Annotated in this window: 26 protein-coding genes; 21 read left to right on the forward strand and 5 right to left on the reverse strand. The window is 66.0% G+C overall.

The features are described 5' to 3' along the window. Window positions 1-12: 12 nt before the first annotated feature. The 3 genes from V6M37_RS03355 to scpA form a co-directional block, all read right to left on the reverse strand. Window positions 13-1,545: an acyl-CoA carboxylase subunit beta gene (locus V6M37_RS03355; protein WP_332671046.1), complete on the reverse strand. Its 1,533-nt coding sequence runs from the start codon at window positions 1,543-1,545 to the stop codon at window positions 13-15. 117 nt (window positions 1,546-1,662) lie between these two features. After that, complete coding sequence (gene meaB / locus V6M37_RS03360) at window positions 1,663-2,667, reverse strand: methylmalonyl Co-A mutase-associated GTPase MeaB (RefSeq protein ID WP_332671048.1); 1,005 nt, start codon at window positions 2,665-2,667, stop codon at window positions 1,663-1,665. A 146-nt stretch (window positions 2,668-2,813) separates the two neighbouring features. Next, window positions 2,814-4,979 (reverse strand): methylmalonyl-CoA mutase, encoded by a 2,166-nt coding sequence (gene scpA / locus V6M37_RS03365; RefSeq protein ID WP_332671049.1) that lies wholly within the window; start codon window positions 4,977-4,979, stop codon window positions 2,814-2,816. Window positions 4,980-5,338: 359 nt separating this feature from the next. Here scpA and V6M37_RS03370 point away from each other — a divergent pair, with 359 nt between their 5' ends. After that, the gene (locus V6M37_RS03370) at window positions 5,339-6,010 is read left to right on the forward strand and encodes a GntR family transcriptional regulator (protein WP_332671051.1); all 672 of its coding nucleotides are present in this window, start codon (window positions 5,339-5,341) and stop codon (window positions 6,008-6,010) included. A 135-nt stretch (window positions 6,011-6,145) separates the two neighbouring features. Here V6M37_RS03370 and fumC read toward each other — a convergent pair whose 3' ends face one another. Then, window positions 6,146-7,546 carry a class II fumarate hydratase gene (gene fumC / locus V6M37_RS03375; RefSeq protein ID WP_332671053.1) on the reverse strand — a complete coding sequence of 467 codons (1,401 nt, stop codon included), beginning with the start codon at window positions 7,544-7,546 and terminating at the stop codon, window positions 6,146-6,148. A gap of 238 nt (window positions 7,547-7,784) precedes the next feature. On the opposite strand from fumC, the gene V6M37_RS03380 reads away from it, so the two are divergent. After that, window positions 7,785-9,545: a sensor histidine kinase gene (locus V6M37_RS03380; RefSeq protein ID WP_332671055.1), complete on the forward strand. Its 1,761-nt coding sequence runs from the start codon at window positions 7,785-7,787 to the stop codon at window positions 9,543-9,545. Continuing rightward, the gene (locus tag V6M37_RS03385) at window positions 9,529-10,182 is read left to right on the forward strand and encodes a response regulator transcription factor (RefSeq protein ID WP_332671056.1); all 654 of its coding nucleotides are present in this window, start codon (window positions 9,529-9,531) and stop codon (window positions 10,180-10,182) included. Before V6M37_RS03380 ends, V6M37_RS03385 begins: the two co-directional genes overlap by 17 nt. A 114-nt stretch (window positions 10,183-10,296) precedes the next feature. Here the strand turns inward: V6M37_RS03385 and V6M37_RS03390 are convergent, their stop codons facing one another. Further along, a complete protein-coding gene (locus tag V6M37_RS03390) occupies window positions 10,297-11,130 on the reverse strand; it encodes a hypothetical protein (RefSeq protein WP_332671057.1) in 834 nt (277 codons plus the stop codon). 656 nt (window positions 11,131-11,786) lie between these two features. On the opposite strand from V6M37_RS03390, the gene V6M37_RS03395 reads away from it, so the two are divergent. The 18 genes from V6M37_RS03395 to V6M37_RS03480 form a co-directional block, all read left to right on the forward strand. Then, a complete protein-coding gene (locus V6M37_RS03395; RefSeq protein ID WP_332671058.1) occupies window positions 11,787-12,191 on the forward strand; it encodes a response regulator in 405 nt (134 codons plus the stop codon). Between the two features lie 222 nt (window positions 12,192-12,413). Further along, window positions 12,414-12,710: a hypothetical protein gene (locus V6M37_RS03400; protein ID WP_332671060.1), complete on the forward strand. Its 297-nt coding sequence runs from the start codon at window positions 12,414-12,416 to the stop codon at window positions 12,708-12,710. Between the two features lie 123 nt (window positions 12,711-12,833). Beyond that, complete coding sequence (locus V6M37_RS03405) at window positions 12,834-13,451, forward strand: methyltransferase family protein (RefSeq protein WP_332671061.1); 618 nt, start codon at window positions 12,834-12,836, stop codon at window positions 13,449-13,451. Between the two features lie 156 nt (window positions 13,452-13,607). Next, on the forward strand, window positions 13,608-13,796 hold the full coding sequence (locus V6M37_RS03410) for a Flp family type IVb pilin (protein ID WP_332671063.1): 189 nt from the start codon (window positions 13,608-13,610) through the stop codon (window positions 13,794-13,796). Between the two features lie 116 nt (window positions 13,797-13,912). Continuing rightward, window positions 13,913-14,086: a Flp family type IVb pilin gene (locus V6M37_RS03415; protein WP_442880986.1), complete on the forward strand. Its 174-nt coding sequence runs from the start codon at window positions 13,913-13,915 to the stop codon at window positions 14,084-14,086. A gap of 87 nt (window positions 14,087-14,173) precedes the next feature. Further along, window positions 14,174-14,743 carry an A24 family peptidase gene (locus tag V6M37_RS03420; protein ID WP_332671064.1) on the forward strand — a complete coding sequence of 190 codons (570 nt, stop codon included), beginning with the start codon at window positions 14,174-14,176 and terminating at the stop codon, window positions 14,741-14,743. Window positions 14,744-14,756: 13 nt separating this feature from the next. Beyond that, window positions 14,757-16,064, forward strand: coding sequence for an ATP-binding protein (locus V6M37_RS03425; RefSeq protein WP_332671066.1), 1,308 nt, complete (start codon window positions 14,757-14,759; stop codon window positions 16,062-16,064). Between the two features lie 134 nt (window positions 16,065-16,198). Further along, complete coding sequence (cpaB, locus tag V6M37_RS03430) at window positions 16,199-17,080, forward strand: Flp pilus assembly protein CpaB (protein ID WP_332671067.1); 882 nt, start codon at window positions 16,199-16,201, stop codon at window positions 17,078-17,080. A 35-nt stretch (window positions 17,081-17,115) separates the two neighbouring features. Next, window positions 17,116-18,837, forward strand: coding sequence for a type II and III secretion system protein family protein (locus V6M37_RS03435; RefSeq protein ID WP_332671068.1), 1,722 nt, complete (start codon window positions 17,116-17,118; stop codon window positions 18,835-18,837). A 10-nt stretch (window positions 18,838-18,847) separates the two neighbouring features. After that, window positions 18,848-19,129, forward strand: a complete 282-nt coding sequence (locus V6M37_RS03440; RefSeq protein ID WP_332671069.1) for a pilus assembly protein — start codon at window positions 18,848-18,850, stop codon at window positions 19,127-19,129. Between the two features lie 25 nt (window positions 19,130-19,154). Then, window positions 19,155-20,417: a pilus assembly protein TadG-related protein gene (locus V6M37_RS03445; RefSeq protein WP_332671071.1), complete on the forward strand. Its 1,263-nt coding sequence runs from the start codon at window positions 19,155-19,157 to the stop codon at window positions 20,415-20,417. An 8-nt stretch (window positions 20,418-20,425) separates the two neighbouring features. Beyond that, window positions 20,426-20,872 (forward strand): TadE/TadG family type IV pilus assembly protein, encoded by a 447-nt coding sequence (locus V6M37_RS03450; RefSeq protein ID WP_332671072.1) that lies wholly within the window; start codon window positions 20,426-20,428, stop codon window positions 20,870-20,872. After that, complete coding sequence (locus V6M37_RS03455) at window positions 20,872-21,318, forward strand: TadE/TadG family type IV pilus assembly protein (RefSeq protein WP_332671073.1); 447 nt, start codon at window positions 20,872-20,874, stop codon at window positions 21,316-21,318. Before V6M37_RS03450 ends, V6M37_RS03455 begins: the two co-directional genes overlap by 1 nt. A gap of 31 nt (window positions 21,319-21,349) precedes the next feature. Next, entirely contained in the window at window positions 21,350-22,501 is a 1,152-nt protein-coding gene (locus V6M37_RS03460; RefSeq protein WP_332671075.1) for an AAA family ATPase, read from the forward strand. Window positions 22,502-22,529: 28 nt separating this feature from the next. Beyond that, complete coding sequence (locus V6M37_RS03465) at window positions 22,530-23,891, forward strand: CpaF family protein (RefSeq protein ID WP_332671076.1); 1,362 nt, start codon at window positions 22,530-22,532, stop codon at window positions 23,889-23,891. Between the two features lie 7 nt (window positions 23,892-23,898). After that, window positions 23,899-24,873 (forward strand): type II secretion system F family protein, encoded by a 975-nt coding sequence (locus tag V6M37_RS03470; protein ID WP_332671078.1) that lies wholly within the window; start codon window positions 23,899-23,901, stop codon window positions 24,871-24,873. Between the two features lie 21 nt (window positions 24,874-24,894). Next, window positions 24,895-25,845 (forward strand): type II secretion system F family protein, encoded by a 951-nt coding sequence (locus V6M37_RS03475; RefSeq protein WP_332671079.1) that lies wholly within the window; start codon window positions 24,895-24,897, stop codon window positions 25,843-25,845. A gap of 14 nt (window positions 25,846-25,859) precedes the next feature. After that, the coding region (locus tag V6M37_RS03480) for a tetratricopeptide repeat protein (protein WP_332671080.1) at window positions 25,860-26,480 on the forward strand (621 nt) is incomplete at its 3' end.

The raw sequence follows: 26,480 nt of genomic DNA on the forward strand, positions 1-26,480 counted from the left end.
CCTCCCTGACGCTTAGAGCGGGATGTTGCCGTGCTTGCGCCACGGGTTGTCGAGTTGCTTGTCGCGCAGCATCGCCAGCGAGCGGCAGATCCGCTTGCGGGTGTTGTGCGGCATGATCACGTCGTCGATGAAGCCGCGGTGCGCCGCGACGAACGGGTTCGCGAACTTCTCCTTGTACTCGGCTTCGCGCGACGCGATCTTCTCGGGGTCGTTCTTCTCGTCGCGGAAGATGATCTCGACGGCGCCCTTCGGGCCCATCACCGCGATCTCGGCGCTCGGCCACGCGAGGTTCACGTCGCCGCGCAGGTGCTTGGACGACATGACGTCGTAGGCGCCACCGTAGGCCTTGCGCGTGATCAGGGTGACTTTCGGCACCGTGCATTCGGCGTACGCGTACAGCAGCTTCGCGCCGTGCTTGATGATTCCGCCATATTCCTGCGCGGTGCCCGGCATGAAGCCGGGGACGTCGACGAAGGTCACGACCGGGATGTTGAACGCGTCGCAGAAGCGCACGAAGCGCGCCGCCTTGATCGAGCTCTTGATGTCGAGGCAGCCGGCGAGCACCAGCGGCTGGTTCGCGACGATGCCGACCGTCTGGCCTTCCATGCGGCCGAAACCGATGACGATGTTCTTGGCGTAGTCGGGCTGCAGCTCGAAGAAATCGCCTTCGTCGACGATCTTCGTGATCAGCTCCTTCATGTCGTACGGCTGGTTCGCGTTCGCCGGCACCAGCGTGTCGAGCGACTCGTCGATGCGGTCCGCGGGGTCGAGCGTCGGCTTGACCGGCGGCTTCTCGCGGTTCGACAGCGGCAGGAAGTCGATGAAACGGCGCAACATCGCGAGCGCCTCGACGTCGTCCTCGAACGCGAGGTCGGCGACGCCCGACTTCGTCGTGTGGGTGACCGCGCCGCCGAGCTCCTCAGAGGTGACTTCCTCGTGCGTGACGGTCTTCACGACTTCCGGACCGGTCACGAACATGTACGACGAGTCCTTCACCATGAAGATGAAGTCGGTCATCGACGGCGAATACACCGCGCCACCGGCGCATGGCCCCAAGATCATCGAGATCTGCGGCACGACGCCCGACGCCATCACGTTGCGCTGAAAGACGTCGGCGTAACCGCCGAGCGAATCGACGCCTTCCTGGATCCGCGCACCGCCCGAGTCGTTCAGGCCGATCACCGGCGCGCCGACCTTCATCGCGTGGTCCATCACCTTGCAGATCTTCTGCGCGTGCGTCTCGGACAGCGAGCCGCCGAACACCGTGAAGTCCTGCGAGAACACGAACACGAGCCGGCCATTGACCGTGCCGTAGCCGGTCACGACACCGTCGCCGGGGACGGCTTCCGCGCCCATGCCGAAGTCGGTGCAGCGGTGCTCCTTGTACATGTCCCACTCTTCGAAGGAGTCTTCGTCGAGCAGCAGTTCGATGCGCTCGCGCGCCGTGAGCTTGCCCTTCGCGTGCTGGGCGTCGATGCGCCGCTGGCCGCCGCCGAGACGGGCCGCCGCGCGCTTTTCGTCCAGCTGACGGATGATGTTGTGCATTGAAAAACCTCCTTGTTGATCCCGCCGCGCGCGAAGCATCCCGGCAGTGGAAAAATGGTCCGGCTAGTCGAATCGCCCGGGCGCACCGATGTGCGTCCGGGCACGGATGTATCCAGTTCAGTTCAAATGGGCGAGCAATCGGGCGGCGGCGGCGGCCGGCGTCGTCACGCCCTGCTCGACCGCGGCCTGCAGCGGCGCGAGATCGGCGCGCACCCGAGCGTTGTCGCGAAAACGGCTGCGCAGCCCGCTGTCGATCATCTCCCACATCCACGACAGCGCCTGATGACGGCGTTTCGCCTCGAATTCCCCGGTCGGCGTCAGCACGTCGCGATAACGCTTCACCTCGGCCCAGAAATCCGCAATGCCCTGCTTCTGGAGCGCCGACAAGGTCATCACCGGCGGCGTCCAGTTCGGCGACGCATGGCGGAACATCATCAGCGCACCCTTCATCTGCGACTGCGCCCGCTGCGCCGCGCGCGCGTCGATATCGGCCTTGTTGATGACGATCAGGTCGGCGATCTCCATGATCCCCTTCTTGATCGCCTGCAGGTCGTCGCCGGCGTTCGGCAGCTGCAGCAGGCAGAAGATGTCCGTCATGCCGGCGACCGCGGTCTCGGACTGGCCGACGCCGACGGTCTCGACGATAACGACGTCGAAGCCCGCGGCCTCGCAGACGAGCATCGTCTCGCGTGTCTTCGCGGCGACGCCGCCGAGCGAACCCGCCGACGGGCTCGGACGGATGAACGCCGCGGTGTTCTGCGACAGCAGCTCCATCCGCGTCTTGTCGCCGAGGATCGAGCCGCCCGTCACCGACGACGACGGATCGACCGCGAGCACCGCGACGCGGTGGCCCTGCTCGATCAGGTACAGCCCGAACCCCTCGATGAAGGTCGATTTGCCGACGCCCGGCACGCCGGAAATGCCGACCCGGATCGCATTGCCGGTCGCCGGCAGCAGCGCCGCGATCACGTGCTGCGCGCGTGCCTTGTGATCGTCGCGCGACGACTCGATCAGCGTGATCGTCTTCGCGAGCGGCCGCAGTTGACCGGCGAGCACGCCGTCGACGAGGGCGCGGTCGACGGCGTCGAGTTCGGGCAGATGTTCCGGCTTGTTCATCGGCATCGAGAGATCGGGTGCATCACTTCGCGGAATGGTTCATGTAGGGCGGGAAAGCGAAGCGCATCCCGCCACTCCAATGGTGGGAACGGGCTCAACCGGCCGCGTGGCGGGATACGCTGCGCTTCTCCCGCCCTACGTCCGCTGGCCCGTTACGCCGTTCCCTTCGCTGCGCGGATCTGCTTGAGCACTTCGCGTGCGGCGGTCTGGATCGGCGTGCCCGGGCCGAAAATGCCCTTCGCGCCGGCCGCATACAACGCATCGTAGTCCTGCGCGGGGATCACGCCGCCGACGAAGACGACGATGTCGTCGGCGCCGAGCTTCTTCAGGCCGTCGATGATCTGCGGCACGAGCGTCTTATGGCCGGCGGCGAGGCTCGAGCAGCCGATCGCATGGACGTCGTTCTCGACCGCGTGGCGCGCGGCCTCTTCCGGCGTCTGGAAGAGCGGGCCGATGTCGATGTCGAAGCCGAGGTCGGCGAACGCCGACGCGACGACTTTCGCGCCGCGGTCGTGCCCGTCCTGGCCGAGCTTCGCGACCATCACGCGCGGGCGGCGGCCTTCCTCGGCGACGAACGCGTCGATGTCGGCCTTCAGCGCCTTCCAGTCGGCGTCGTTCTCGACGACCGCGCCATATACGCCCGACACCGCCTGCGGATTCGCGCGGAAGCGGCCGAATACTTTCTCGAGCGCATCCGACACTTCGCCGACCGTCGCGCGCAGCCGCACCGCCTGCACCGCGAGGTCGAGCAGGTTGCCTTCGCCGGTCTCGGCGCACTTCGTCAGCGCGTCGAGCGCCGCCTGCACCGCGGCCGCGTCGCGCGTCGAGCGAATCCTGTTCAGCCGCGCGATCTGGGCTTCCCGCACCGCGTGGTTGTCGATGTCGAGGATCTCGATCGGGTCTTCCTTCGCGAGCTTGTACTTGTTCACGCCGACGATGACGTCCTTGCCCGAGTCGATGCGCGCCTGCTTCTCGGCCGCGCATTCCTCGACCTTCATCTTCGCCCAGCCCGACTCGACGGCTTTCGTCATGCCGCCCAGCGCCTCGATTTCCTCGATCAGCGCCCACGCCTGGTCGGCCATGTCCTGCGTGAGCTTCTCCATCATGTAGGAGCCGGCCCACGGATCGACGACGTTACAGATGTGCGTCTCTTCCTGGATGATGATCTGCGTGTTGCGTGCGATCCGCGCCGAGAACTCGGTCGGCAGCGCGATCGCCTCGTCGAGCGCATTGGTGTGCAGCGACTGCGTGCCGCCGAACACCGCCGCCATCGCCTCGATCGTCGTGCGCACGACGTTGTTGTATGGGTCCTGCTCGGTCAGCGACCAGCCGGATGTCTGCGAGTGCGTGCGCAGCATCATCGATTTCGCGCTCTTCGGCTCGAACTGCTTCATGATCCGCCACCACAACAGACGCGCCGCGCGCATCTTCGCGATCTCGAGGTAGAAGTTCATGCCGACCGCCCAGAAGAACGACAGCCGGCCGGCAAACGTATCGACGTCCATGCCGGACGCGATGCCGGTGCGCACGTATTCCATGCCGTCGGCGAGCGTGAACGCGAGCTCGATCGCCTGGTTCGCGCCGGCTTCCTGGATGTGATAGCCGGAGATCGAGATCGAGTTGAACTTCGGCATGTTCGCCGACGTGTACTTGAAAATGTCGGCGATGATCTTCATCGACGGCGTCGGAGGGTAAATATAGGTGTTGCGGACCATGAACTCCTTGAGGATGTCGTTCTGGATGGTCCCGGAGAGCTTGTCCTGCGGCACGCCCTGCTCTTCGGCGGCGACGATGTAGCCGGCGAGGATCGGCAGCACCGCGCCGTTCATCGTCATCGACACCGACACCTTGTCGAGTGGGATGTTGTCGAACAGGATCTTCATGTCCTCGACCGAATCGATCGCGACCCCCGCCTTGCCGACGTCGCCGGTCACGCGCGGATGGTCGGAGTCGTAGCCGCGATGCGTCGCGAGGTCGAACGCGACCGACACGCCCTGCCCGCCGGCGGCGAGCGCCTTGCGGTAGAACGCGTTCGACGCCTCGGCGGTCGAGAAGCCGGCGTACTGGCGGATCGTCCACGGCTTGACCGCGTACATCGTCGGCTGCGGGCCGCGGAGGAAGGGTTCGAAGCCGGGCAGCGTGTCGGCATGCTGCAGGTCCGCGACGTCCGCCTTCGTGTACAGCGGCTTCACCGCGATCCCTTCCGGGGTGTTCCAGTTCAGCTTCTCGACATCGCCGCCGGGCGCGTGCTTCGCCGCGGCCTTCTTCCAGGCGTCCAAATCCGGCTGGGGATACGCCGGCATCTTGGCGTTCGACATGACAAACCCTCTCTCTGATTCATGAGCCGCCGTGGCGGCGAAACGATGTTCGGTCATAGCCCGGGGGCCGGATCGACCGCTGCCCCGGGGCATTGAAACCTGTTCGAAAAATCATTCCTGCGACGACGAGGCCGTCCGCAGCAATCGCCACGGACGGCCGCCGGCGCTCCGACGCGCGGCGCGGCGCCCTCTCCATCGTCGCCGGCCCGGACGCTTCCCGGGCCGGCGACCTCCCTTCCGCGCCGTGCATTGGAAGTTGACTTGTGGCAGCGGGGGAATAATACTTTATCCATAATTATGTATGCAACTCCGCGCGGGATCCCGTCGGATGAGCAGCCCTCTCGACTCGAAACTGCCCCATGACAGCCATCCGTATCGCCCCGCTCGCCCTCTATCAGGAGGTCGCAGAGAGGTTGCGTGAGCGCATCTTCTCGCATGAACTTCCGCCCGGCAGCTGGGTGGACGAACAGGCGCTCGCCGACGACTACGGCATCTCGCGGACGCCGCTGCGCGAGGCGCTGAAAGTCCTCGCATCCGAAGGCCTCGTCACGCTGAAGCCGCGGCGCGGCTGCTACGTGACCGAGATTTCCGAGCGCGACCTCGACGAAATCTTCAACGTCATGGCGCTGCTCGAAGGCCAGTGCGCCCAGCTCAGCGCGCGCAAGGCCACCGACGCGGACCTCCTGCGCCTGCGCGACGTCCATGCGAAACTCGAGAAGGCGGCCGGCAGCGGTGACATCGACGGCTTTTTCGAAGCCAACCAGGCCTTTCACCACACGCTCCAGGAAATCGCCGACAACCGCTGGCTGCTGCAGGTGATCGAGGACTTGCGCAAGGTCATCAAGCTTTCCCGTCACCACTCGCTGTTCGGCGAAGGCCGCCTCGAACAGTCGCTCGCCGAACACCGCGACCTCCTCGCCGCCCTCGCCGGCCGCGACGAGCAACGCGCCGAACTCCTGATGCGCGCGCACATCAACAGTGGACGCGCCGCGCTGGCGAGAATCGCGAAGGCGAAGAGCAGAAGCGCCTGACACCGGCTTCTCGCGGGACCTTCGCCCCGCGTCGGCCTTCGCCTGCGGCTCACGCCGACCTACGAGACATCGACTCCGCATGCGTAGGTCGGACTGAGCGCAGCGATGTCCGACGTCGCCCGCCTCAGGGCCGCATTACGTTCCCGGCCGCGTCATCGCCTCCGGGTTCACCCACAGCTCGAACTCGTCGGCATCGACGTAGCCGGACGCCAGCGCGGCCTCGCGCAGCGACAGGCCTTCCTTGTGCGCCTTCTTCGCGATCTCGGCGGCGCGGTCGTAGCCGATGTGGCGGTTCAGCGCGGTCACGAGCATCAGGTTCTTCTCGAGGTTCTCGCGGATTCGCGGCAGGTTCGGCAGGAGTCCCCGTGCGCAATGCGCCTCGAACGCGTCGCAGGCTTCGGCGAGGAGCGCGATGCTTTCCAGCACGTTGTGCGCCATGACCGGCTTGTACACGTTCAGCTGAAAGTTGCCCTGCGTGCCCGCGAACGCGACCGCGGCGTCGTTGCCGAACACCTGCACGCAGACCATCGTCAGCGCCTCGCACTGCGTCGGGTTCACCTTGCCGGGCATGATCGACGAGCCCGGTTCGTTCTCGGGGATCGTCAGCTCGCCGATGCCGCAGCGCGGCCCGCTCGCGAGCCAGCGCACGTCGTTCGCCATCTTCATCAGGCCGCCCGCGAGCGTGCGCATCGCCGCCGACGACTGCACCAGCGCGTCGTGCGCGGCGAGCGCGAAGAAGCGGTCCGGCGCGCTGCGGAAAGGCTGTCCGGTGAGGGCCGAAATGCGCTCCGCGGCCCGATCACCGAATCGCGCATGCGCGTTCAGCCCGGTGCCGACGGCGGTGCCGCCGATCGCGAGATCGAACAGTCCGGGCAGGCTCGCCTCGACCGCCGCGACGCCGAAATCGATCTGCGCGACCCACGCCCCGATCTCCTGTCCGAGCGTCACCGGCGTCGCGTCCTGCAGATGCGTGCGGCCGGTCTTGACGACGTCGGCGAACGCCTTCGCCTTGTCCGCGAGCGTCTCGCGCAGCCGCCCGACCGCCGGCAACAGCCGCTGCTGCAGTTCCTCGACGACGGCGATGTGCATCGCGGTCGGGAAAGTGTCGTTCGACGACTGGCCGCGATTGACGTGATCGTTCGGATGCACCGGCCGCTTCGAACCGAGCTCGCCGCCTGCGAGCTCGATCGCGCGGTTCGCGATGACCTCGTTCGCGTTCATGTTCGACTGCGTGCCCGAGCCCGTCTGGAACACGACGAGCGGGAAATGCGCATCGAGGCTGCCGTCGATCACTTCGTCCGCCGCGCGGTCGATCAGGTCGGCGATTTCCGCCGGCAGCTCGCCGAGCTCGGTGTTCGCCTGCGCGGCGGCCTTCTTCAGGATGCCGAGCGCGCGGATCATCGGCCGCCCCCAGCGGAAGCGCCCGATGCCGATCGGAAAATTCGCGACGGACCGTTCGGTCTGCGCGCCCCAGTAGCGGTCGGCCGCGACCTCGACCGGGCCCATCGAATCGGTTTCGGTACGCGTCGCGTTCATCGCCATCTCCTTGGTCCGGACACGACGCGTTTGACGACGCGATCCCGACAGGATTCCCTGCGTGCGCATTAGTAACTGAGTTGTGCAGAATGTAACTTTGTGCCCATGCAGCATTGACGCTAAGATGAAGAGCATATAGCACGATCGGCTGAAAAAAGCCGGCATCGGCGGCGAGTACGTGACGAACACGTGATGAACACGTGGCGAATCCGCGGCCATCAGGGAGGACTTCACGGAGATGAACGGAAACACCGGCGCGGCCCGTCTGTCTCGAGCGAACGGGGGCGCGCGTCCCCCGATCGATGGCAGTGGAGACCTGCGGCGCGTTCTCGCGAATTTCCGCGTTCTCGTCGCCCTCCTCGCGCTGGCCGAAGCCGCGTCCCGCCCGCTTTCTTCCGTTCCGCTGATCGTCGCCGCCGCGCTCGTGTACGCCGCGTACGCGGTGGGCCTGTGGGCGATGGAGATCGCGAATCGCCCCGTCGCATCCGGCCGCATGCCGGTGTGGGGCGACGTCGCGGCGATCCTGACTCTCGCGTGGCTCGCCGGACCGCAGGCAAACCTCTTCGTGCTGCTGCTGTTCTTTCCGGTGCTGCTCGCCGCGCTGACGTACGGCTTCGCCGCCGGCGTCCAGGTCTCGGTCGTCGCCGCGGTCGCCGCCGGCGGCCTGGCGGTGATCCAGGGCCAGCAGCTCGACGCGCTGTCCCACCCCGCGATCCTGCACCCGCTGGCCCTCCTGCTGATCGGCCCGCTGGTCGCCGGACTCGCGCGCGCCGGCACGCGGCGCAGCGAGCAGCACGCAATCGTCGAACGGCTTCTCGAGCAGGCCGACCCGCGGCTGGGCGTCAGGCGCATCGCCGAAATCCTGCTGCAGTCGCTGGCGCGGCACTGCGACGCCGAACTCGGCGTGCTCCTCGTGTGGCTCGCGGACGGCGAGCCGCGCGTGTTCCGTTGCGATGCCGCGGGGCGCGTGCGCGAGCTGTCGGGCGCGCTCGGCACGACGCTGCGCGACGCGCTCGCGAACCTCCCGCCGGACATCGCGAGCGTGCACCACGTCGCGCACCTCTTCGGCCGCATTCCCGTCCGCTACCGGAGCGGCTTCCAGGTCGGCAACCAGCAGCCGACGAACGCGGGCCGGCAGGTCATGCAGGATCTCGCGGACGCGCTCGACGCACGCTCGCTCGTCGCGGTGCCGCTGTGCCGCCGGTCGCCGTATCCGTGCCGGCTCGTGTTCGAATCCGGCCGGCGGCGCTTCGGCCCGCGCAGCGCCGAAGTCCTCGCCGGCGTCATGGAGCAGCTCGGCCCGGTCATCGAGAACGCCGCGCTCCTCGAACGCCTCGCCGAAGAGGCCATCGCGACCGAGCGCGCCCGGATCGGGCGCGATCTTCACGACAGCGCGGTCCAGCCCTACCTGGGATTGAAATACGGGATCGAAGCGCTCGCCCGCAAGGCCGCGCTCGACAATCCGCTGTATCGCGACATTCACGCGCTGCAGGATGTCGCCGTTGCCGAACTGCACCAGCTGCGCGAACTCGTCAGCGGCATGCGCTGCGACGGCGGCGGCGCCGACAACGCGCTGGTCCCGGCGCTGCGGCGCCAGGCGCGGCGCTTCGGCGAGCTCTTCGGCCTCGACGTCACGGTACAGTGCGACGACGACCTGCACGCCGGACGGCGGCTCACCGCGGAAATCTACCCGATGGTGAGCGAGGCACTGACCAACATCCGCCGCCACACGGCTGCCATGCACGCCGACATCCACGTCGGCGAATGCGGCGCGCAATACGTGCTCCATGTCACGAACAGCCACGACCCGTCGGCGCCCCCCGCGCCCTTCGTCCCCCGCTCGATCGCCGAGCGGGCGGAATCGATCGGCGGCCGTGCGGTAGTCGACCTATACACCCCCGGAGTCACTGATCTAATGATCTCCATCCCCAAGACCCCGAGAGAATCGGACCATGATAATAACGACCGAAAGCCCGATCAGAGTGTTTCTCGTCGATGACCACCGCACGCTACTGTGGGGCATCGAAAGGCTCATCGAAAGCGCTGGCGACCGCATGCAGCTCGTCGGCAGCGCGACCAGCATCGAGGAACTGCTCGCCTCGCCCGATAGCCGCGACGCCGACGTCCTCGTGCTCGACCTAGACTTAGGCGGCTTCGATTCGAGCATGTCGCTCGCGTCGCTGCAGCAGGCGCTGCCCGCGCGCATCCTCGTGCTCACCGGCGCCCGCGACGCCGAGGCACACCGCCGCGCAGTGCTCGCCGGCGCGCGGGGCGTCGTCAAGAAGGAAGAGGCGGTCGACGTGCTGCTACGCGCGATCGAGAAAGTCCACGAGGGCGACGTCTGGGTCAACCGCGCGCTGATCGGCGACATCATGGACATGCTCAAGGGCGGTCATCCACCCCCCGACGAGCACACCGCGAAGATCTCGAGCCTCACGCCGAAGGAACTCGAAGTCATCGCGACCGTGGTCCGCCACAAGGGCGCGAAGAGCCTGATCCTCGCCGAAAGCCTCGGCATCAGCGAACACACGCTGCGCAACCACCTCACGGTGATCTACCACAAGCTCGAACTGCGCGGCCGGCTCGAACTGTACGTCTACGCGAAGGAACACGGGATCGGACCGGTCAAGCAGTAGGTCGATCGCCGCCGGCGCTCGACGCCGCCGTTCGCCGCGGCTCTGCAGACACCCGATCAAGGGGCGGACGCGTTGTTGGCGCGCCCGGCCCTTTTTTCGGAACGCCTGGCGCGATCAGTACGCGTACCCCCGCCCCCGCCATTCCGGATTGATGCGCCACATCTCCCGCTCGACCAGCGCCATGCGCGCGTTCTCGATGTCGTCCTCGGTTTGCGCATTCCCGCTTGCCGTCGTCGTCTCGCCGGGGCAGTTCGAGGCCGTCTTCCAGCCCCGGGACGAGTACAGACTCGCGTCGCCGTCCGGCACGTAGTAGATGTCGCTCCGGCGCATCACGAATCGATTGTTCTCGGAGATCGTCGTCGTCACGACGATCTCCGTCCGGGTCGCCGCAGACGAACGCCCTAGCCACCAATCGATGAACGCCGCTCCTGCAAAGGCTGCCGCGCCTCCGGTGGCGGTCGAGAGATGGACCTCGGACAGCTGGTGCGCGGCCAGTACGCCCGCCGCGAGCCAGGTGAACTTGCGCGGCTCGTTGCCATAGGCGCTCAGATCGGCGCCGTGCCGCACGACCTGCGTGTCGTACGTAACCTCGATCTGCGCTCCCTCGGCGGTGAAGCCCTCCTTCTTCTCGGGCGCTGCACGGCAGACGTCGACCGCCCTGCCCTCGGCGACGAGCCGCGTGATGAGGAACTCCCGAAATGCGTTGTTGAACGCGGAGCGCTGCGCCGACGCGGAAACGTACAGAGGCCGGCCCTTCAGCGTCTCCTCGTCTTCGAGCGTGTCGATCGTTTGCTCGACGACGTCGTCTGCGACAACGTCCCAGTGCCGAGCGCTGCGCGCGATTTCCTGGTCCGACAGCGAAAAGTTCTCTGCGACCGGCACCGGCGACGCGCAGCCGACGACGGCCAGTGCCGCCGGGATCAGAAGGACGTAAACCCGTTTCATCATTGTTCTCCGTGCCTGGAAGCGGGAAACGCGGCGGCAGATTGCCCACGCGTCGACGATGACAGACGCGAACGTACCTTCGCGCGGCCCTGCTTGCCATGGTCAAAAGCGCTCGACGGCGCATGACAAGCGTCACGGGACGGCGACGGGCGCATGCGTGACGCGCCGGCGTTCCGGACGGCCGATTCGCGCCCCTTTCAGCTAAAACGGGCGAAAAGTCCCTCGATTCACCGCGTGCCCGTGGTCGAACTGTCATGGCCACGGCGGTCGTCTTCTCCCGGACGGCGCTCCGTGCGCGCCAATCACGCCGCCCGGTCAATCCGGCAAACCGTTACAACCGTTACAACCGTTTGCGCTGAACCCGTCGCCAAGCCCGTCCTGAGCTTGGGCGACGGGCTCAGAACTGACCTGTCGAAGGGCGGTGGCAGGGCGGCGAAAAGCCGTTCCTGCGCAAAGCCCAAAGGGCTCGCGCTGGCGGTGCCATCGCAGGTGCCGCGATGGCTCGCACCCACGTCCGGAACCCGGCGCCGCGCCACCCGCGCCGCCCGACCGGTCGCGTTGTCACGTCCGTTGCGGGCGAGTTTTCCCATGTGCAACTTAATAGGGCACCAGTATCTTCGGCTCATCGCGGCTGCCGCCGCACGCGGGAGCACGTGATCTTGTCGAGCGTTTCGGCCTCACCGATCGGGATCCTGATCGTCGACGATCATCGCGCGATCCTCTCCGGCGTCGCCGCGCTCGTCGGCAGCGAATCGCCCCGCATGCACATCGTCGGCCAGGCACGGTGTCGCACCGATGCGCTCGTGCTCGCGCGTACCGCCCGCCCGAACGTCATCGTCCTCGACGTCGAACTCGGCGGCGACGACGGTCTCGACCTGATTCCCCCGTTCCACACCTGCTGCGACGCCGCCATCGTCGTGTTCACCTGCGCAACCGATCCCCGCGTGCGCCTGCGCGCGCTGCGGCTCGGCGCGGCCGGCTTCGTGTCGAAGACCGCTCCCGGCGGCGAGTTGATCGCCGCGATCGACGCCGCCGCGGTCCGCCCGGCGCCGCGCGAGGCATGACAATTGTCACAGCCGCCCCAGTCGAACCCGATCAGCCGGCTTAGTCGCATCGGCGGATGCCGGCGACGTAGGAGGGCCGCAACATGGTTCCGTTGCTGCGCAATTCGTTACAGATCCACGAAACAGTCCTCGCCGACGACAAACCGGTTAACGCCGGGTCGTTCGAGCAGCCGATTCCGGTCGGATGATTGTCCGCACAAAAACGACGCAAGGAGATGCCCGATGCCCCGAGTCAAATGTTCGCGCCTGTCGCGATCCCTGCAATCGACGTTCGGCGCGCTGCTGTCGGTCGTGCTGTTGCTGATCGCGATCTCGCACCTCGCGACCTTCGCCGAGACCGGCATCACCGCGGTGCTGCTGTTCAGCCTAGCCGAGATCGTCATCGCGGTGATGTTCCTGCTGCGCGTGCCGTTCCGCCGCCGCCGGGCGGAAATCGACGATTTCGATTGCGCCGAAATGGCCGGCTGGGAATCGACCGGGTCGGTGCGGGAGACGTGCGGGACGTATTCGCGGTGCTGAGTGCAAGTCCGGCAACGGGCTGACACCCTGCAACGTGGCTTCCCAAATATCGAAGGCGCCCTCCAACAAGAAGCGCGGAAGATCGGCTCGAAAGAGCCCCACCAACTTGCAGAGATCTCTTGGATGACCACGATCGAAAAACTTCTCGCGACGCCGGGAATGCAACTTCTAACTGGAATACTGCTTTCGGCGCTGTGGTTGCTGTTCGCGGCAGCCCACGTTTCGACCTATGGGACGTCCGGTAAGGCGAGTCTCGTGATGTTCGCGATCGCCGAGACTGTAATCGCAGTACTTTTTCTGATTCGCAGCCCGGCGAGAACTCTTTCCGCAAAACCTATGGAATGGATCGTCGCGATCGCCGCCACCTTCCTTCCCCTGCTTTTGCGACCGACCGCGGAGGCCGCGCCCGTCGCTGAATGGGGCCTGATACTCGGATCGGCTCTACAGATCGCGGGCGTTCTATCGTTGAATCGCAGCCTCGCTCTCGTCCCCGCCCTACGCACGCTCAAGACGACAGGGATGTATAGGTTTATTCGGCATCCGATCTATTTCAGTTATCTAATCACGTTCTCGTGCTATCTAGCCGCGAATTTTACGCCACTCAATCTGGCAATCCTACTCGCCAGCTTTAGCCTGCTCGTTGCTCGCATTTATTTCGAGGAGCGGCATCTCAGGCAGACAGCCGAATACCGCTCATATCAAGATCGTGTGAGGTGGCGGCTGATTCCTTTCGTGTTCTGATCCTCAACTGAATGGCAAGCGTCTCTCGACGTTTGAATACATGACAAATGTCACAGCTACAGTCGTCGCATACGACTAACAAAACCGAGCGTAATTGCCGATGTATGTGAAGCCATCATCGCTTAACCTGAACTCAAGCGGCAGGAGAAGAAAGCGATGAAGGACGAGCAAATTTTCGAGCTGTTAAAAGGCTTTCTTGCTGATCAAGACGGTGTCACATCGATTGAATACGCACTGCTCGCAGCGCTTATTTTTGGCGCGATAGTGATTTCGATCGGCTCCTTGGGCGACAGCATCGAGACGCTTTTCCGCGACGTCGCGGGCAAAGTTTCAGCGGCAGCCTGAACGAGCAGCTATTTCAATGGGAGGTCGACAACTCCCAGAAATTTTCCGGAGCGGGCTTTCCGCTCCGGTTGGTTGCCGGAAGATCCGGCGTTTTTTCCTAGATGAAGGAGAGGACCATGATGGAAATGATCAAGAAGTTCGTTAAGGATGAAGAAGGCGTAACGGCGATCGAATATGGCCTTATCGCTGCGCTAATTGCCGTAGCCATTATCATAAGCATTACGTCGGTCGGAACAAATCTCGCGGCAGTTTTCACGAAGATCGCCGGCGACCTTGCTGCCGCTCTGTAGCTTTAACGCACGGGGGCGTTGATTGTTGCAGATCGGTCCAGCGCCCCTAACCAAAATACTATTTTCCTACAAGCAGTCAGAATCTCAATGAATCTGGGACTAGCAACTCTACTCAGCGCACTTACGATGAGCGTATTCATCGATCTGGGTACGCGTAAGGTGCCGAACCTGTTGATCCTCGCGGGCATTCTCGCCGCCTTAGCCTTTCACGTTGTTGCCGACTCGGGCAGAGGGATCTTAGTGGCTTCCGGAGGCGCTATTGGCCTCTTTCCCTCCGTCGCCGGCATCGCCGTCGGCTTCGCAGCGCTGTTTCCCCTCTACGCGCTCCGCGCAATGGGAGCCGGCGACGTCAAGCTGATGATGATGGTCGGTGCGTTTCTCGGTCCGATGAACACGCTGGGAGCCGTCGTGCTGACGTTTCTCACCGGCGGCGTGCTCGCGGTCGTCATGGCGCTGTGGCAGCGCTCGTTCCGGCAACTCGCGGGAAATCTCCACTTCATGCTGACGACGAGCGCAGTGCGCGCCGCGGGCGGAGAAGCACCGCGCTTCGAGCCGCTCGCACAGACCGCCGGCCGCATGCCCTACGCGGTCGCGATCGCCGCCGGCACCGTGCTGCAACTGATCCTGGTCCGCTCCGGCGGCTGGGCGTTGAGCTGATGGGACTACAGACATGACCGGCACCTCGACCGCAAACGTGATCCCGCTCGGCGAAACCGTCGGCTTCCCGCGCGCGCCGCGCACGCTCGACGAAACCGGCCTGCCGCTGCTGTTCCTCGTCGAGTTGGCGACGAAGCTGCTGTTCGTTCGCGGCCAGATGCGGCTGACCGAGCTGTCGCAGCAGTTGCGGCTGCCGGCGATCGTGCTCGAGAACCTGCTCGCGTTCATGCGCGCGGAGCGCATCTGCGAAGTGATGCGGCGCGGCGAGACGGATGGCGACATCCTCTATGAACTCACCGACGCCGGGCGCGCGCGCGCGTCGGAATATCTCGGCCGCTGCAAGTACGCGGGCGCCGCGCCGGTCAGCCTCGCCGCCTATGTCGCCCAAGTCGAGCGCCAGTCGGTAACGAAGATGGACGTCACGCGCGAAGGCGTGAACGACGCGTTCCGCGGGCTGATCATCAAGCCGGAAGTGCGCGACCAGCTCGGCGCGGCGATGGGATCGGGGCGTGCGCTGTTCCTATACGGCCCGGCCGGCGCCGGCAAGACGTATCTCGCCGAACGGCTCGCGCTGCTGCTCGACGGCGACATCGCGGTGCCGCACGCGATCCTCGTCGACGGCGAGATCATCCAGGTGTTCGACCCGCTGATTCACACACCGGTCGCCGACGACCACCGCCCCGCCGCGCTCGACGTGATGACGCGGCCTGACCAGCGCTGGGTGCGCTGCAAGCGGCCGGTCGCGATCACCGGCGGCGAGCTCACGCTGCGAATGCTCGACCTCGACTTCGACGCAACCAGCGGCTTCTACCAGGCACCGCCGCACGTGAAAGCGAACAACGGGCTCTTCGTCGTCGACGACCTCGGCCGCCAGATCGTCACGCCCGAGCAGCTGATGAACCGCTGGATCGTGCCGATGGACCGGCGCCACGACTACCTCGCGCTGCACAGCGGCACGAAGTTCGCGCTGCCGTTCGACGTCGTGCTCGTGTTCTCGACGAACCTGCAGCCGGCCGACGTTGCCGACCCGGCCTTCCTGCGCCGGCTCGGCTACAAGATCCACATCGGGCCGATGGACGAGGACGACTACCGCCGCATCTTCGTCGGCGTCTGCGAGGCGCGCGACGTGCCGTTCGACGAAGCGGCGTTCCAGACGCTGCTGAAGGATTACCACGAGGCGCACGACCAGCCGCTGCTCGCGTGCTACCCGCGCGACCTTGTCAACCAGATCGCCGACCTCGCCCGCTACCTGGGCGAGCCGGCACGTCTGACGCGGGAGGCGTTGGACTGGGCCTGGCATAACTACTTCGCGACCCGATAGGGCGCGAATCGGAGGGGAGGGGGAGACCCGGCGGCCGCGCAAGCGGTCGCCGGATTCCACCCACTGCGCGCGCACTGCGGGCGCTATGGCGGACGACGGCATTACGCGAGCACCGCCGAAACAAGGGGATTCGAATGAAAGCAAAGGGGATGGGTTTTCTGCTGGTCGCGATGCTCGCCGGCCTCGCCGCGGTCGTGCTCGGCGTGCGCTGGCTGCAGGCGAAATCGGCCAGCGACGGCAACGGGATCGCAGTCGCCGCGGTCGAGCTGCAGCTCGGCAGCCGCATCGCGCCCGCGGCGATCCGCCTCGTCGAATGGCCGTCGGGCAGCATCCCGAACGGCGCTTTCACCGACCTTTCGAAGCTCGACGGCCGCGTCGCAATCACCGGGATACAACCGGGCGAACCGATCCTCGAATCGCGCCTCGCGCCGGACGGAACGAAAGGCGGGCTGTCGGCGGTCGTGCCCGAGGGCAAGCGCGCAATCACCGTGCGCGTCAACGACGTTATCGGCGTCGCCGGCTTCACGCTGCCCGGCAACTACGTCGACATCATGGTGAACACCGAGAACACGGGCGCGAACCGCAACAACGAGGACCAGATGATCTCGAAGATCGTCCTCGAGCGGATCCTCGTGCTCGCGGTCGCGCAGGAGGCGAACCGCGATGAGACGAAGCCGAAGGTCGTCAACGCGGTGACGCTCGAAGTCACGCCCGAACAGGCCGAGCGCCTCGACCTCGCACGCAGCGTCGGCAACCTGTCGCTCGTGCTGCGCAACCAGATCGACTCGAACCCGACCGACACGGCCGGCATTACGAAAGCGATGCTGCTGCGCACCTCGGTTGAGGCGCCGGTGGCGCCGCAGTCCCCGCCGGCAAAGCCCGCGGCGCCGCGTCGCCCGGCCGCGAAACCCCGCACCGAAACCCCTGCCCCCGCCCCCACGCCGGAGCCCGCCCCGAAGCAGCAGGTCTGCGTCGAGGTGATCCGCGGCGTCTCCAAGGTCAACGAATGCTTCTAGCCGCTTCCAATCGATTGCCGAGCGCAGGGACCATCATGAACACGAACCCCCTCTCCAGCCGTCCACGCTCCCAAGTGATCGGCGCCTCCTTGGCACTGGCGCTGATGCTTCCACTCTCCGCCGTCGCAACCATCGCCTCGTCACCCGCGGTAGCCAAGACGGCCGCGGTCTCGGCGACCGGCGGCTCGCCCTGCGGACGCGTCGAGATCGCGCCGATGGTCACGATCCCGGTCGGCAAGTCGTCGGTGATCCGGCCCGAAGTTCCGGTCACCCGCATCCTGCTCGGCAACCCCGACAACGCGCAGGCCGCGCGGCCGAGCACCGAACCCGCGAAAGACGACAAGAACGCGAAGCAGACGAAGCAGAGCGACGGCCGCCCCGGTGTCGCGCAGGTCGACGTGCTGCTGCTGAGCCCGAACGAAATCTATCTGCTCGGCAAGAGCGTCGGCTCGACGAACGTCGTGCTCGTCGACCGGTCCGGCGGCTGCATCGCGCTCGACGTCACGGTCGCGATGGACGTGACGTCGGTACAGAGCGCGCTCACGGCGCTGCTGCCGGACGAAAAGGGCATCAAGGTTACGTCGGCATACGACTCGCTCGTGCTGACCGGCACGGTCAGCGACGCGACGAAGGTCGACCGCGCCATCGAGATCGCGTCGGCCTACGTGCGGGAAGGTGACGGCGGAGAGAGTGGGCGCAACGTGCGCGTGCTGAACATGCTCGGCGTCGGCGCGCCGCAGCAGGTGATGCTGGAAGTCAAGGTCGCGGAGATTTCAAAAGCGGTGCTGGATCGCTTCGGCATCGATTTTTCGCGCGCCTATGCCGCCGGGGACGGATCGATGATCCGCTTCCTGTCCGGGATCTTTGGTGGCGGGGCAGGTGCCCTCGGACAGCTTTCCAAGACAGGGCCGCAGAACGTCCCGCTCAGCTCGGTAGACGCGGTGGTCGGCGGTACGGTACCGAGCAACATTGGGAGCGGAGGCAATGTCACGGTCGAACAAACATTGTTCGGTCCCAAGTACACGACGACGTTCGGAACCGTGCCTGCTCGCGGTGTTAGCAACGTCGCACTCGACATGCAAAAAAACGACGGCCTGGTCAAGATTCTCGCTGAGCCGACGGTCATGGCAATCAGCGGTCAGGAAGGCAGCTTTCTCGCCGGGGGCAAGATCTTCATCCCTGTTGCGCAGAGCAACAACGCCGGGGCTCAGACGATCACCTTGGAAGAGAAGGAATTCGGTGTGTCGGTGAAATTCACCCCGACCGTGCTCGAAGGAGGTCGCATCAATCTCGCGGTGCGTCCCGAGGTATCCGAGTTGAATCGTGAGGGCATCGGACTGAGCGCGCCCGGCGTAAACGGTCTCGCAATCCTGCCGTCCTTCACGACGCGTAGAGCATTCACGACTGTCCAGCTTCAGGACGGCCAGAGCTTCGCGATCGGCGGGCTGATCAAGAACAACACGACGACGAACATCAAGGCATTCCCGATCCTCGGCGAGCTTCCAATCCTCGGCGCGTTGTTCCGCAGCACAGAATTCCAGACCGACCGCTCGGAACTCGTGTTCGTCATCACGCCGCGTCTCGTGAAGCCGCTGCCCGAGAACTACGCACTGCCAACGGACAACTACGTCGAGCCGAGCCGCAGTGACGTGATCTGGCGCGGCAAGCTCGAAGGCAACGGCCCCGCCCCCGCCGACCACGCCGACCTTCTGCCCGGCGCGGAAGCTCCCGCCAGCGGCGGCTTTGCACCGAAGTGAGGAACAGACCATGAACACATTCATCCGCCTTGCTGCCCCACTCCTGACACTCGCCCTAGCCGGCTGTGTCGCAACCTCCCCAAAATGGGACGAACGCTTCGGCGAAGCCGCGAGGACGATTACCGCTCAACAGGTAATCGCACCGGACGCATCGAAGAATACCGATACGGTCGCCGGAATTGACGGGAAGGCGGCTCAGGGGGCGATGGGTGAGTATGCGAAGAGCTTTACGGTTCAGGAAAAAAAGACGTCCACGCTAAACGTCAACTTCAAAGATGCCTCTTCGAAATAGAGGCACCTTCGCAGGAGCGGTATCAATGAAAATCGCGAGCCACGGTGCAGAAAAACAGCGGGGAGCGGTAGCAATCATCACCGCGCTGTCGCTCGTCGTGCTCGTCGGCTTCGTCGGCCTCGCGCTCGATCTTGGCCATCTATATGTCAACAAGACCGAGCTACAAAACGCAGCGGATGCGTGCGCTCTGGCCGCTTCGCGCGAGCTGACGTGCGATCCCGACGCCGGCCCCTGTTCCACCAGCTATTTGACAAATGCCGTGGCGGCCGGCACCGCCGTGGCAGCAAGGAATTCGCGCGACTTTCAGGACGCTGCGATCGCGATTGCTCCGGGCGACGTGCGGTTCCACACGGCACTCGCGCCCAACTCGGCCTACCTGCCGAGCGGAAGCGCCGACGTCAACTCGCGCTTCGTTATGTGCATTGCTCGCGCCGAGGACATTCCGCCGTGGTTCATGCAAGTCCTGGGACAAGGCCCGAAGGACGTTTCGGCGCTGGCGGTCGCGACGCTCCGCAATGCGCAGACGAATTGCGCGATCCCGCTCGGGTTGTGCAAGCCGCCCACCTCCCCGGTGAGCTCTCCGCTCTCCGGTCTCGTTGTCGGACAGTGGGTGACGAGCAAGCTGACCGAATCCGCAACCGGCAGCTTCGACTGGATCGATTTCTCGCCGGGCGGAGGGGGAGCAAGCGAACTCGCCGACCTGTTCAAAGGCCCGGGCCAATGCGCGTTGCCCGCCCCGGGAACGGGCACCCAGGTCGGGCAGCAGGGCAACATCGCGTCGCTCGGAAAGGCGTGGAACACGAGGTTCGGCCTCTACAAGGGGAGCGATTCGGCTGCCAACGCGCCGCCGGACTGGACCGGAATGAGCTATACGCCCACGTCCTGGCCGTCGAAATTCAACGCCTACGGCGGGAGCGGCGCGATCTCCAACTACCGGACCGCGCGCTCGCAATACAGCCCCTATCAAGGACCGGCGCTGAACGGCGGTTACCGGCCGATCTCGCAGGATGAACACCGCAATTTCGGCGCCGACCGTCGGACCGTCGTCGTGCCGGTCGTCGACTGCGAAAGCTGGAAGACGTCCAATCCGCAGACCGTGCCGATCCTCGCCTACGCGTGCGTGCTGATGCTGCACCCGATGAGCAACGACAACGGACCCGGCGGCGGTGAAGAAGTGTGGCTTGAGTATCGCGGCGGCGCATCCGATCCGTCGAGCCCGTGTGCAACCTCGGGCTCGGTCGGCGGCCCGGGCAGTATCGGGCCACTAGTTCCCGCACTCGTGCAATAGGAGCGGCGATGCGAACGAAGAACTCACAACGAGGCGTCGCGGCGGTGGAACTCGCGCTGGTGATGATTCCGCTCGTGCTGATGGCGTTCGGAATCACCGAGTTCGGCCGCGCGATGTACCAATACAACACGCTGGCGAAATCCGCCCGCGACGCGGCGCGCTTCCTGACGCAGAAGGGACCGGGCGAAGGCGCGGGGACGGCGCGCTGCCTCGCGGTGTATGGCAACCGGACGTGCGGTGGGATGCCGGTCGCGCCCGGCCTGAGCGAGAGTCACGTCCAGGTCCGCGACCAGACGAGTGATCCGGCGACGCATCAGAATCAGGCGACCGGCAGCGGCGTCGTCAACCTCGTCAGCGTGACGATCGCGGGGTACCAGTTCGTGTCGCTCGTGCCCTTCGTCGCGCCGAACATGACCTTCGGCGACATCAGCGTGACGATGAGACAGGTGATGTAATGGACGCGCGATTCGGAACCGGATCAGGCAGTCAGCGCGGGGTCGCGGCGGTCGAGTTCGCGATCGTCGCGGCGCTCTTCTTCACGCTGCTGATCGGCGTGATGGAGATGGGCCGGGTGTTGTTCTACTGGAATACCGCGACCGAAGCGACGCGGCTCGGCGCACGGATCGCGGTCGTCTGCGACATCGCCGATTCGGCGGTCAAGGCGAGGATGACGGCGCTGTTTCCGACGGTCCCGAGCGACAAGATCGAAGTGGTCTATACGCCGTCCGGTTGCAGTGCCGAGAATTGCGACGAGGTGACGGTGCGTATCCAGCCGGTACCGATCGCGACTTACATCCCGCTCGTACCGCTCAGCCTGAGTCTGCCGGGCTTTGCGACGACGCTGCCGCGCGAAAGCCTCGTCAGCTCCATCGAAGACGTCCCCAATCCTCAGTGCATATGAAAACAGCCCAGCATCTCCCCGGGACTCAACTATGAAGATCAGGATCCTTTCGGACAGCCACGAGAACGCGGAGCGCTTGCGCGCGTCGCTCGCGGGGACGGGAAGTTCGATGGACATCGCGGTCGGGCACGCGACGTCGAGCGAGCCCCTCGGCGCCGTGAACGGCAGCGTGCCGGACATCGTCGTCCTCGACGCGTTCGATCCGGCCGACATCGCGGCGCTCGAGACGCTGACGTTGCGCTTCCCCCAGATCGACCCGATCGTAATCACCGGGGACACGTCGTCGGACTTCCTGCTACGAGCCCTCCGCGCCGGGGTGCGCGAAGTGCTGCCGGGCACGCCGACGCCCGAGGCGCTGCTCGGCGCGGTCGCCCGGATTCGCGTCAAGCGCGGCGGCGCGTCGACCGACGGCAAAATCCTCGCCCTCACCTCCTGCAAAGGCGGCAGCGGCGCGACCTTCCTCGCGACGAACCTCGCGTGGGTCCTCGCGGCGGCGCATGGCAAGCGCGTCGCGCTGATCGACCTGAACCTACAGTTCGGCGACGCGGCGATGTACGTGACGGACCAGAAGCCGGCGAGCAACCTCGCGCTGGTGTGCCAGCAGATCCACCGGCTCGACGCGGCGTTCTTGACGTCGGCAATGATCGAGGTCGCACCCGGTTTCCACCTGCTCGCGGCGCCGGATGATCCGGCGCATTCGGTCGACGTGAAGGCGGAGCACGTCGAGGCGATCCTGAAGGTCGCGCGGGCGAACTTCGATTTCGTCATCGTCGACGTCGGGCGCTCGCTCGACGCGGTGAGCCTGCAGCCGTTCGACATGGCGGACATGATCTTCCCGGTCGTGCAGCTGACGCTGCCGTTCATCCGCGAGGCGAAGCGGCTCGTCGAAGTGTTCGTGTCGCTCGGCTACCCGATGTCGAAGGTCGGGCTGATCGTCAATCGGCACCTCAAGAACAGCGAGATCAGCGTCGCGGACCTCGAGCGGACGGTGCAGGCGAAGCTCTTCAAGACGGTGCCCAACAGCTACGACACGGTCGCGGCGTCGGTGAACCAGGGCGAGCCGATCGCGCGGCTCGCGAAGAACAGCCCGGTGACGAAGGCGCTGCGCGAGATCGCCGAGTCGATCGCGGCCGAGCCCGAGAAAGCGAGCCGTGGCTGGCTGTCGCGGCTGTTCACGCACTAAGCGCCCCCACTTTGAAAGGAATCTGGAAATGAGTCTTCGCCAGCGCCTCGAATCAGTCTCGGTGACGGCGGACATCGCGCCCCGGTCGCCAGGCAGCGTCGTCGACGCCACCGCGAACAAGGCTTACCAGGCGCTGAAGATGCGCATCCATCAGCTGCTGCTGTCGCGCATCGACCTCGAAGCGATGGAGAGCCTGTCGCCGGACCAGTTGCGCGACGAGCTGCGGCTGATGGTCGAGCGCCTGCTCGCCGAGGAGAACGTCGTCGTCAACACGAGCGAGCGGCGCGACCTCGTGCGCGACATCCAGTACGAGATGCTCGGGCTCGGCCCGATCGAGCCGCTGCTCGCCGACCCGACCGTGTCGGACATCCTGATCAATGGCGCGCAGCAGATCTACGTCGAGCGCCACGGCAAGATCGAGCTGACCGACGTGACGTTCAGCGACGACGCGCACCTGATGAAGATCATCGACAAGATCGTGTCGCGCGTCGGGCGGCGCGTCGACGAGTCGAGCCCGATGGTCGATGCACGGCTGCCGGACGGCTCGCGCGTCAATGCGATCATCCCGCCGCTCGCGCTCGACGGCCCGGTCGTGTCGATCCGCCGCTTCGCCGCGGTGCCGCTGACGATGGAGAAGCTGATCGGTTTCAAGGCGCTGACGCCGCCGATGGGGGAACTCCTCGCCGGACTCGTGCGGGCCGAGGTCAACATCCTGATCTCCGGCGGTACCGGCAGCGGCAAGACGACGCTGCTGAACATCCTGTCGAGCAACATCCCCCACGACGAGCGCATCGTCACGATCGAGGACGCGGCCGAGCTGCAGCTGCAGCAACCGCACGTGGTGCGGCTCGAGACGCGCCCGCCGAACATCGAGGGAAAGGGCGAAGTGACCCAACGCGCGCTGGTGAAGAACGCGCTGCGGATGCGGCCGGACCGCATCATCCTCGGCGAGACGCGCGGCGCCGAAGCGTTCGACGTGCTACAGGCGATGAACACCGGCCACGAGGGTTCGATGACGACGGTGCACGCGAACACGCCGCGCGACGCGATCGGCCGCATGGAGAACATGATCGGCATGTCGGACGCGAACCTGCCGGCGAAGGTCGCGCGCGCGCAGATCGCGAGTGCGATCGGCGTGATCGTGCAGGCGAGCCGACTGACCGACGGCAAGCGCAAGATCGTCAGCATCCAGGAGATCACCGGGATGGAAGGCGAGATGATCACGATGCAGGAGATCTTCGCGTTCCGGCAGACCGGGATCGCCGAGGGCGGCGCGGTGCAGGGCTATTTCACCGCGACCGGCGTGCGGCCGCATTTCGCCGACCGGCTGCGTTCGTACGGCATCCGGTTACCGGAAGAGATGTTCGACCCGGGCCGGCGGTTCGAGTGAGGCGGCGATGGACATCCTGACGCTTCTCTTCGCACTCGCGACCTTCGTCGCGGTCGTGCTGTTCCTCGAAGGCGGCTACCTGTGGTGGAAGTCGACGCACAGCGCCGAGGTCAAGCGGCTGAACCGGCGCCTCGACGAAGTCGCGAGCGGCATCCGCAGCGCAAAGCCGGCGACGCTGTACAAGGAGCAGAACGAGGCCGGATCGGCCGCGGGAGACCGGCTGCTCGCGGCGGTGCCGCAGCTCTCCGGGCTGAACCGGATGATCGTGCAGTCGCGGCTGCAGATGACGCTCGCGCAGTTCGCCGGCTGGACGGTCGCGCTCGCGGCGCTCGGCTTCGCGCTGCCGGTGCTGCTGAACCGGCCGGTGTTCCTCGGCGTCGCGTTCGCGGTCGGGTTCGGCGCGCTGCCGCTGTTCTACGTGGCACGCGCGAAGAACCGCCACATGCAGGACTTCGAGCGGCAGCTGCCCGAGGCGCTCGACCTGATGGGCCGAGCGCTGCGCGCCGGCCATGCGTTTCCGACGGCGATCAAGATGGTCGCAGAGGAGATGAAGGACCCGATCGGCGGCGAGTTCCGCATCCTGTTCGACGAGATGAACTACGGCGTGCCGCAGCAGACCGCGCTGCTGAACCTCGCGTCGCGTACCGACAGCACGGACCTGTCGTATTTCGTCATCGCGGTGCTGATCCAGCGCGACTCGGGCGGCAACCTCGCCGAACTGCTCGACAACATCAGCAAGATCGTGCGCGCGCGGCTGAAGCTGTACGGCGAGATCCGCACGCTGTCGGCCGAGGGCCGGCTGTCGGCGTGGATCCTCGGCTGCCTGCCGTTCGCGACCGCGGCGCTGATCAACATCGTCAATCCGGGCTTCATGAAAGTGCTGTGGGAAGACCCGGCCGGCATCAACTTCATCTACGGCGCTATCGGGATGATGGTCATGGGCGTGCTGTGGATGCGCAAAATCATCCGCATCCGCGTGTAGCGGCGCGAAAGGGAAGCAATCATGGACCTCACGCAGATCGCCTTTCTCGGGCTGCTGTTCGTCGCGGTGACGGCGGGCGCGTTCTACGTCATGAGCCTGTTCTCGCGCTCGCCGACCGCCGAGCGCCTGAGCGCGCTCGCGGGCGGCGGCAAGACGTCGGCCGGCGCCGGTGCCGACGCGTGGATCGAGCGCACCGTGAAGTTGACGAAGCCGTTCGCGAAGCTCTCCACGCCCGAGGACAGCGAGGGCACTTCGGCGCTGCGCGCGCGCTTCATGCACGCGGGCATCCGCCACGCGTCGGCGCCGCTCGCGTTCTTCGGCGTCAAGACCGCACTCGCGCTCGGACTGCCTCTGGCCGCGTATTTCACAGTGCTGGTGTCGTCGCCGGCGCTGCAGTTCCAGGGGACGCTGTTCGTCGTGCTGCTCGCGGCGACGCTCGGCTATTACGCACCGAACATCGTGCTGAACCGGCTGATCTTCGTGCGCCAGCGCGAGATATTCGAGACTTTCCCGGATGCGCTCGACCTGATGACGGTGTGCGTCGAGGCCGGTCTCGGCGTCGAAGCGGCGCTCGTGCGCGTCGCCGACGAGATGCAGCACAAGAGCGAGGCGCTCGCGGAGGAACTGCACCTGGTCACGCTCGAACTGCGCGCCGGCCTCGAACGTGCGCGCGCGCTGCGCAACCTCGCTGCGCGCACCGGCGTCGAGGAAGTCGAAGGTTTCGTCGCGATGATCATCCAGGCCGAGCGTTTCGGCACCAGCATCGCCACGTCGCTGCGCGTGCATTCGGACATGCTGCGCACGCGCCGACGCCAACGCGCCGAGGAAGCCGCCGCGAAGATATCGCTGAAGCTGCTGTTCCCGCTGATCTTCTTCATCTTTCCGTCGCTGATGCTGGTGCTGCTCGGGCCGGCGATGATCCAGATTTACCGCATCCTGCTGCCGACGATGGCCGGCACCAGCGGCGGCTGACACGGAGAACCGCGATGAAAAGGACCGTGCTCGTGTTCAAACCCGTGCTCGCCGCGCTCGTGCTCGGCGCCTGCAGCACGAATCCCGTGCTGCCCGAGAACGCGTGGAAGATCGCGCCGGTGCAGAAAGTGCGCCACGGCGGATCGAACGCCGCGGGCGACCTCGCGCTCGGCCGCTACCGCGAAGGCCAGGGCGCATTCGAAGAGGCGAGCGCCGCCTACCGCAAGGCGCTCGACGCGGACCCGAAGTACGCGCCGGCGTGGAACGCGCTCGGCACGCTGCAGGTGCAGCTCGGCCAATTCGACGACGGCCTCGTCGCGCTCGAACGCGCGGTGCAGCTTCAGCCGTCCGCGAGCCACCTGCACAACAACCTCGGCTACGCGCTGCTGCTCGCCGGCCGCGCCGAGCACGCGGTCGCGTCGCTGCGGCGCGCGGTCGAACTCGACGGCTCCAATCAGCGCGCGTGGCGCAATTTGTCAGCGGCCAGCCGGCAAATCGGCGCGCTCGACGATGCCGCGTCCGCCGACGCGCGAGCGGAAGGGCAGGCGACGATGGCATCGCGGGAGGTGGCGAAGCAGCGGGCCGCCGATGAGCGACGCGTCGCCCTCGCGGGCGCGGGCGCCGCTTCCGTGCCC

It is taken from the genome of Aromatoleum sp., from assembly GCF_036675785.1.
GTDB lineage: Bacteria > Pseudomonadota > Gammaproteobacteria > Burkholderiales > Rhodocyclaceae > Aromatoleum.

What these genes read in the sequence shown, in the direction of transcription:
- V6M37_RS03355 (WP_332671046.1), bottom strand. Translation starts at nt 1,545, where the DNA reads ATGCACAACATCATCCGTCAGCTGGACGAAAAGCGCGCGGCGGCCCGT.
- meaB (WP_332671048.1), bottom strand. Translation starts at nt 2,667, where the DNA reads ATGCCGATGAACAAGCCGGAACATCTGCCCGAACTCGACGCCGTCGAC.
- scpA (WP_332671049.1), bottom strand. Translation starts at nt 4,979, where the DNA reads ATGTCGAACGCCAAGATGCCGGCGTATCCCCAGCCGGATTTGGACGCC.
- V6M37_RS03370 (WP_332671051.1), top strand. Translation starts at nt 5,339, where the DNA reads ATGACAGCCATCCGTATCGCCCCGCTCGCCCTCTATCAGGAGGTCGCA.
- fumC (WP_332671053.1), bottom strand. Translation starts at nt 7,546, where the DNA reads ATGAACGCGACGCGTACCGAAACCGATTCGATGGGCCCGGTCGAGGTC.
- V6M37_RS03380 (WP_332671055.1), top strand. Translation starts at nt 7,785, where the DNA reads ATGAACGGAAACACCGGCGCGGCCCGTCTGTCTCGAGCGAACGGGGGC.
- V6M37_RS03390 (WP_332671057.1), bottom strand. Translation starts at nt 11,130, where the DNA reads ATGATGAAACGGGTTTACGTCCTTCTGATCCCGGCGGCACTGGCCGTC.
- V6M37_RS03400 (WP_332671060.1), top strand. Translation starts at nt 12,414, where the DNA reads ATGCCCCGAGTCAAATGTTCGCGCCTGTCGCGATCCCTGCAATCGACG.
- V6M37_RS03405 (WP_332671061.1), top strand. Translation starts at nt 12,834, where the DNA reads ATGACCACGATCGAAAAACTTCTCGCGACGCCGGGAATGCAACTTCTA.
- V6M37_RS03410 (WP_332671063.1), top strand. Translation starts at nt 13,608, where the DNA reads ATGAAGGACGAGCAAATTTTCGAGCTGTTAAAAGGCTTTCTTGCTGAT.
- V6M37_RS03415 (WP_442880986.1), top strand. Translation starts at nt 13,913, where the DNA reads ATGATGGAAATGATCAAGAAGTTCGTTAAGGATGAAGAAGGCGTAACG.
- V6M37_RS03420 (WP_332671064.1), top strand. Translation starts at nt 14,174, where the DNA reads ATGAATCTGGGACTAGCAACTCTACTCAGCGCACTTACGATGAGCGTA.
- V6M37_RS03425 (WP_332671066.1), top strand. Translation starts at nt 14,757, where the DNA reads ATGACCGGCACCTCGACCGCAAACGTGATCCCGCTCGGCGAAACCGTC.
- cpaB (WP_332671067.1), top strand. Translation starts at nt 16,199, where the DNA reads ATGAAAGCAAAGGGGATGGGTTTTCTGCTGGTCGCGATGCTCGCCGGC.
- V6M37_RS03435 (WP_332671068.1), top strand. Translation starts at nt 17,116, where the DNA reads ATGAACACGAACCCCCTCTCCAGCCGTCCACGCTCCCAAGTGATCGGC.
- V6M37_RS03440 (WP_332671069.1), top strand. Translation starts at nt 18,848, where the DNA reads ATGAACACATTCATCCGCCTTGCTGCCCCACTCCTGACACTCGCCCTA.
- V6M37_RS03445 (WP_332671071.1), top strand. Translation starts at nt 19,155, where the DNA reads ATGAAAATCGCGAGCCACGGTGCAGAAAAACAGCGGGGAGCGGTAGCA.
- V6M37_RS03450 (WP_332671072.1), top strand. Translation starts at nt 20,426, where the DNA reads ATGCGAACGAAGAACTCACAACGAGGCGTCGCGGCGGTGGAACTCGCG.
- V6M37_RS03455 (WP_332671073.1), top strand. Translation starts at nt 20,872, where the DNA reads ATGGACGCGCGATTCGGAACCGGATCAGGCAGTCAGCGCGGGGTCGCG.
- V6M37_RS03460 (WP_332671075.1), top strand. Translation starts at nt 21,350, where the DNA reads ATGAAGATCAGGATCCTTTCGGACAGCCACGAGAACGCGGAGCGCTTG.
- V6M37_RS03465 (WP_332671076.1), top strand. Translation starts at nt 22,530, where the DNA reads ATGAGTCTTCGCCAGCGCCTCGAATCAGTCTCGGTGACGGCGGACATC.
- V6M37_RS03470 (WP_332671078.1), top strand. Translation starts at nt 23,899, where the DNA reads ATGGACATCCTGACGCTTCTCTTCGCACTCGCGACCTTCGTCGCGGTC.
- V6M37_RS03475 (WP_332671079.1), top strand. Translation starts at nt 24,895, where the DNA reads ATGGACCTCACGCAGATCGCCTTTCTCGGGCTGCTGTTCGTCGCGGTG.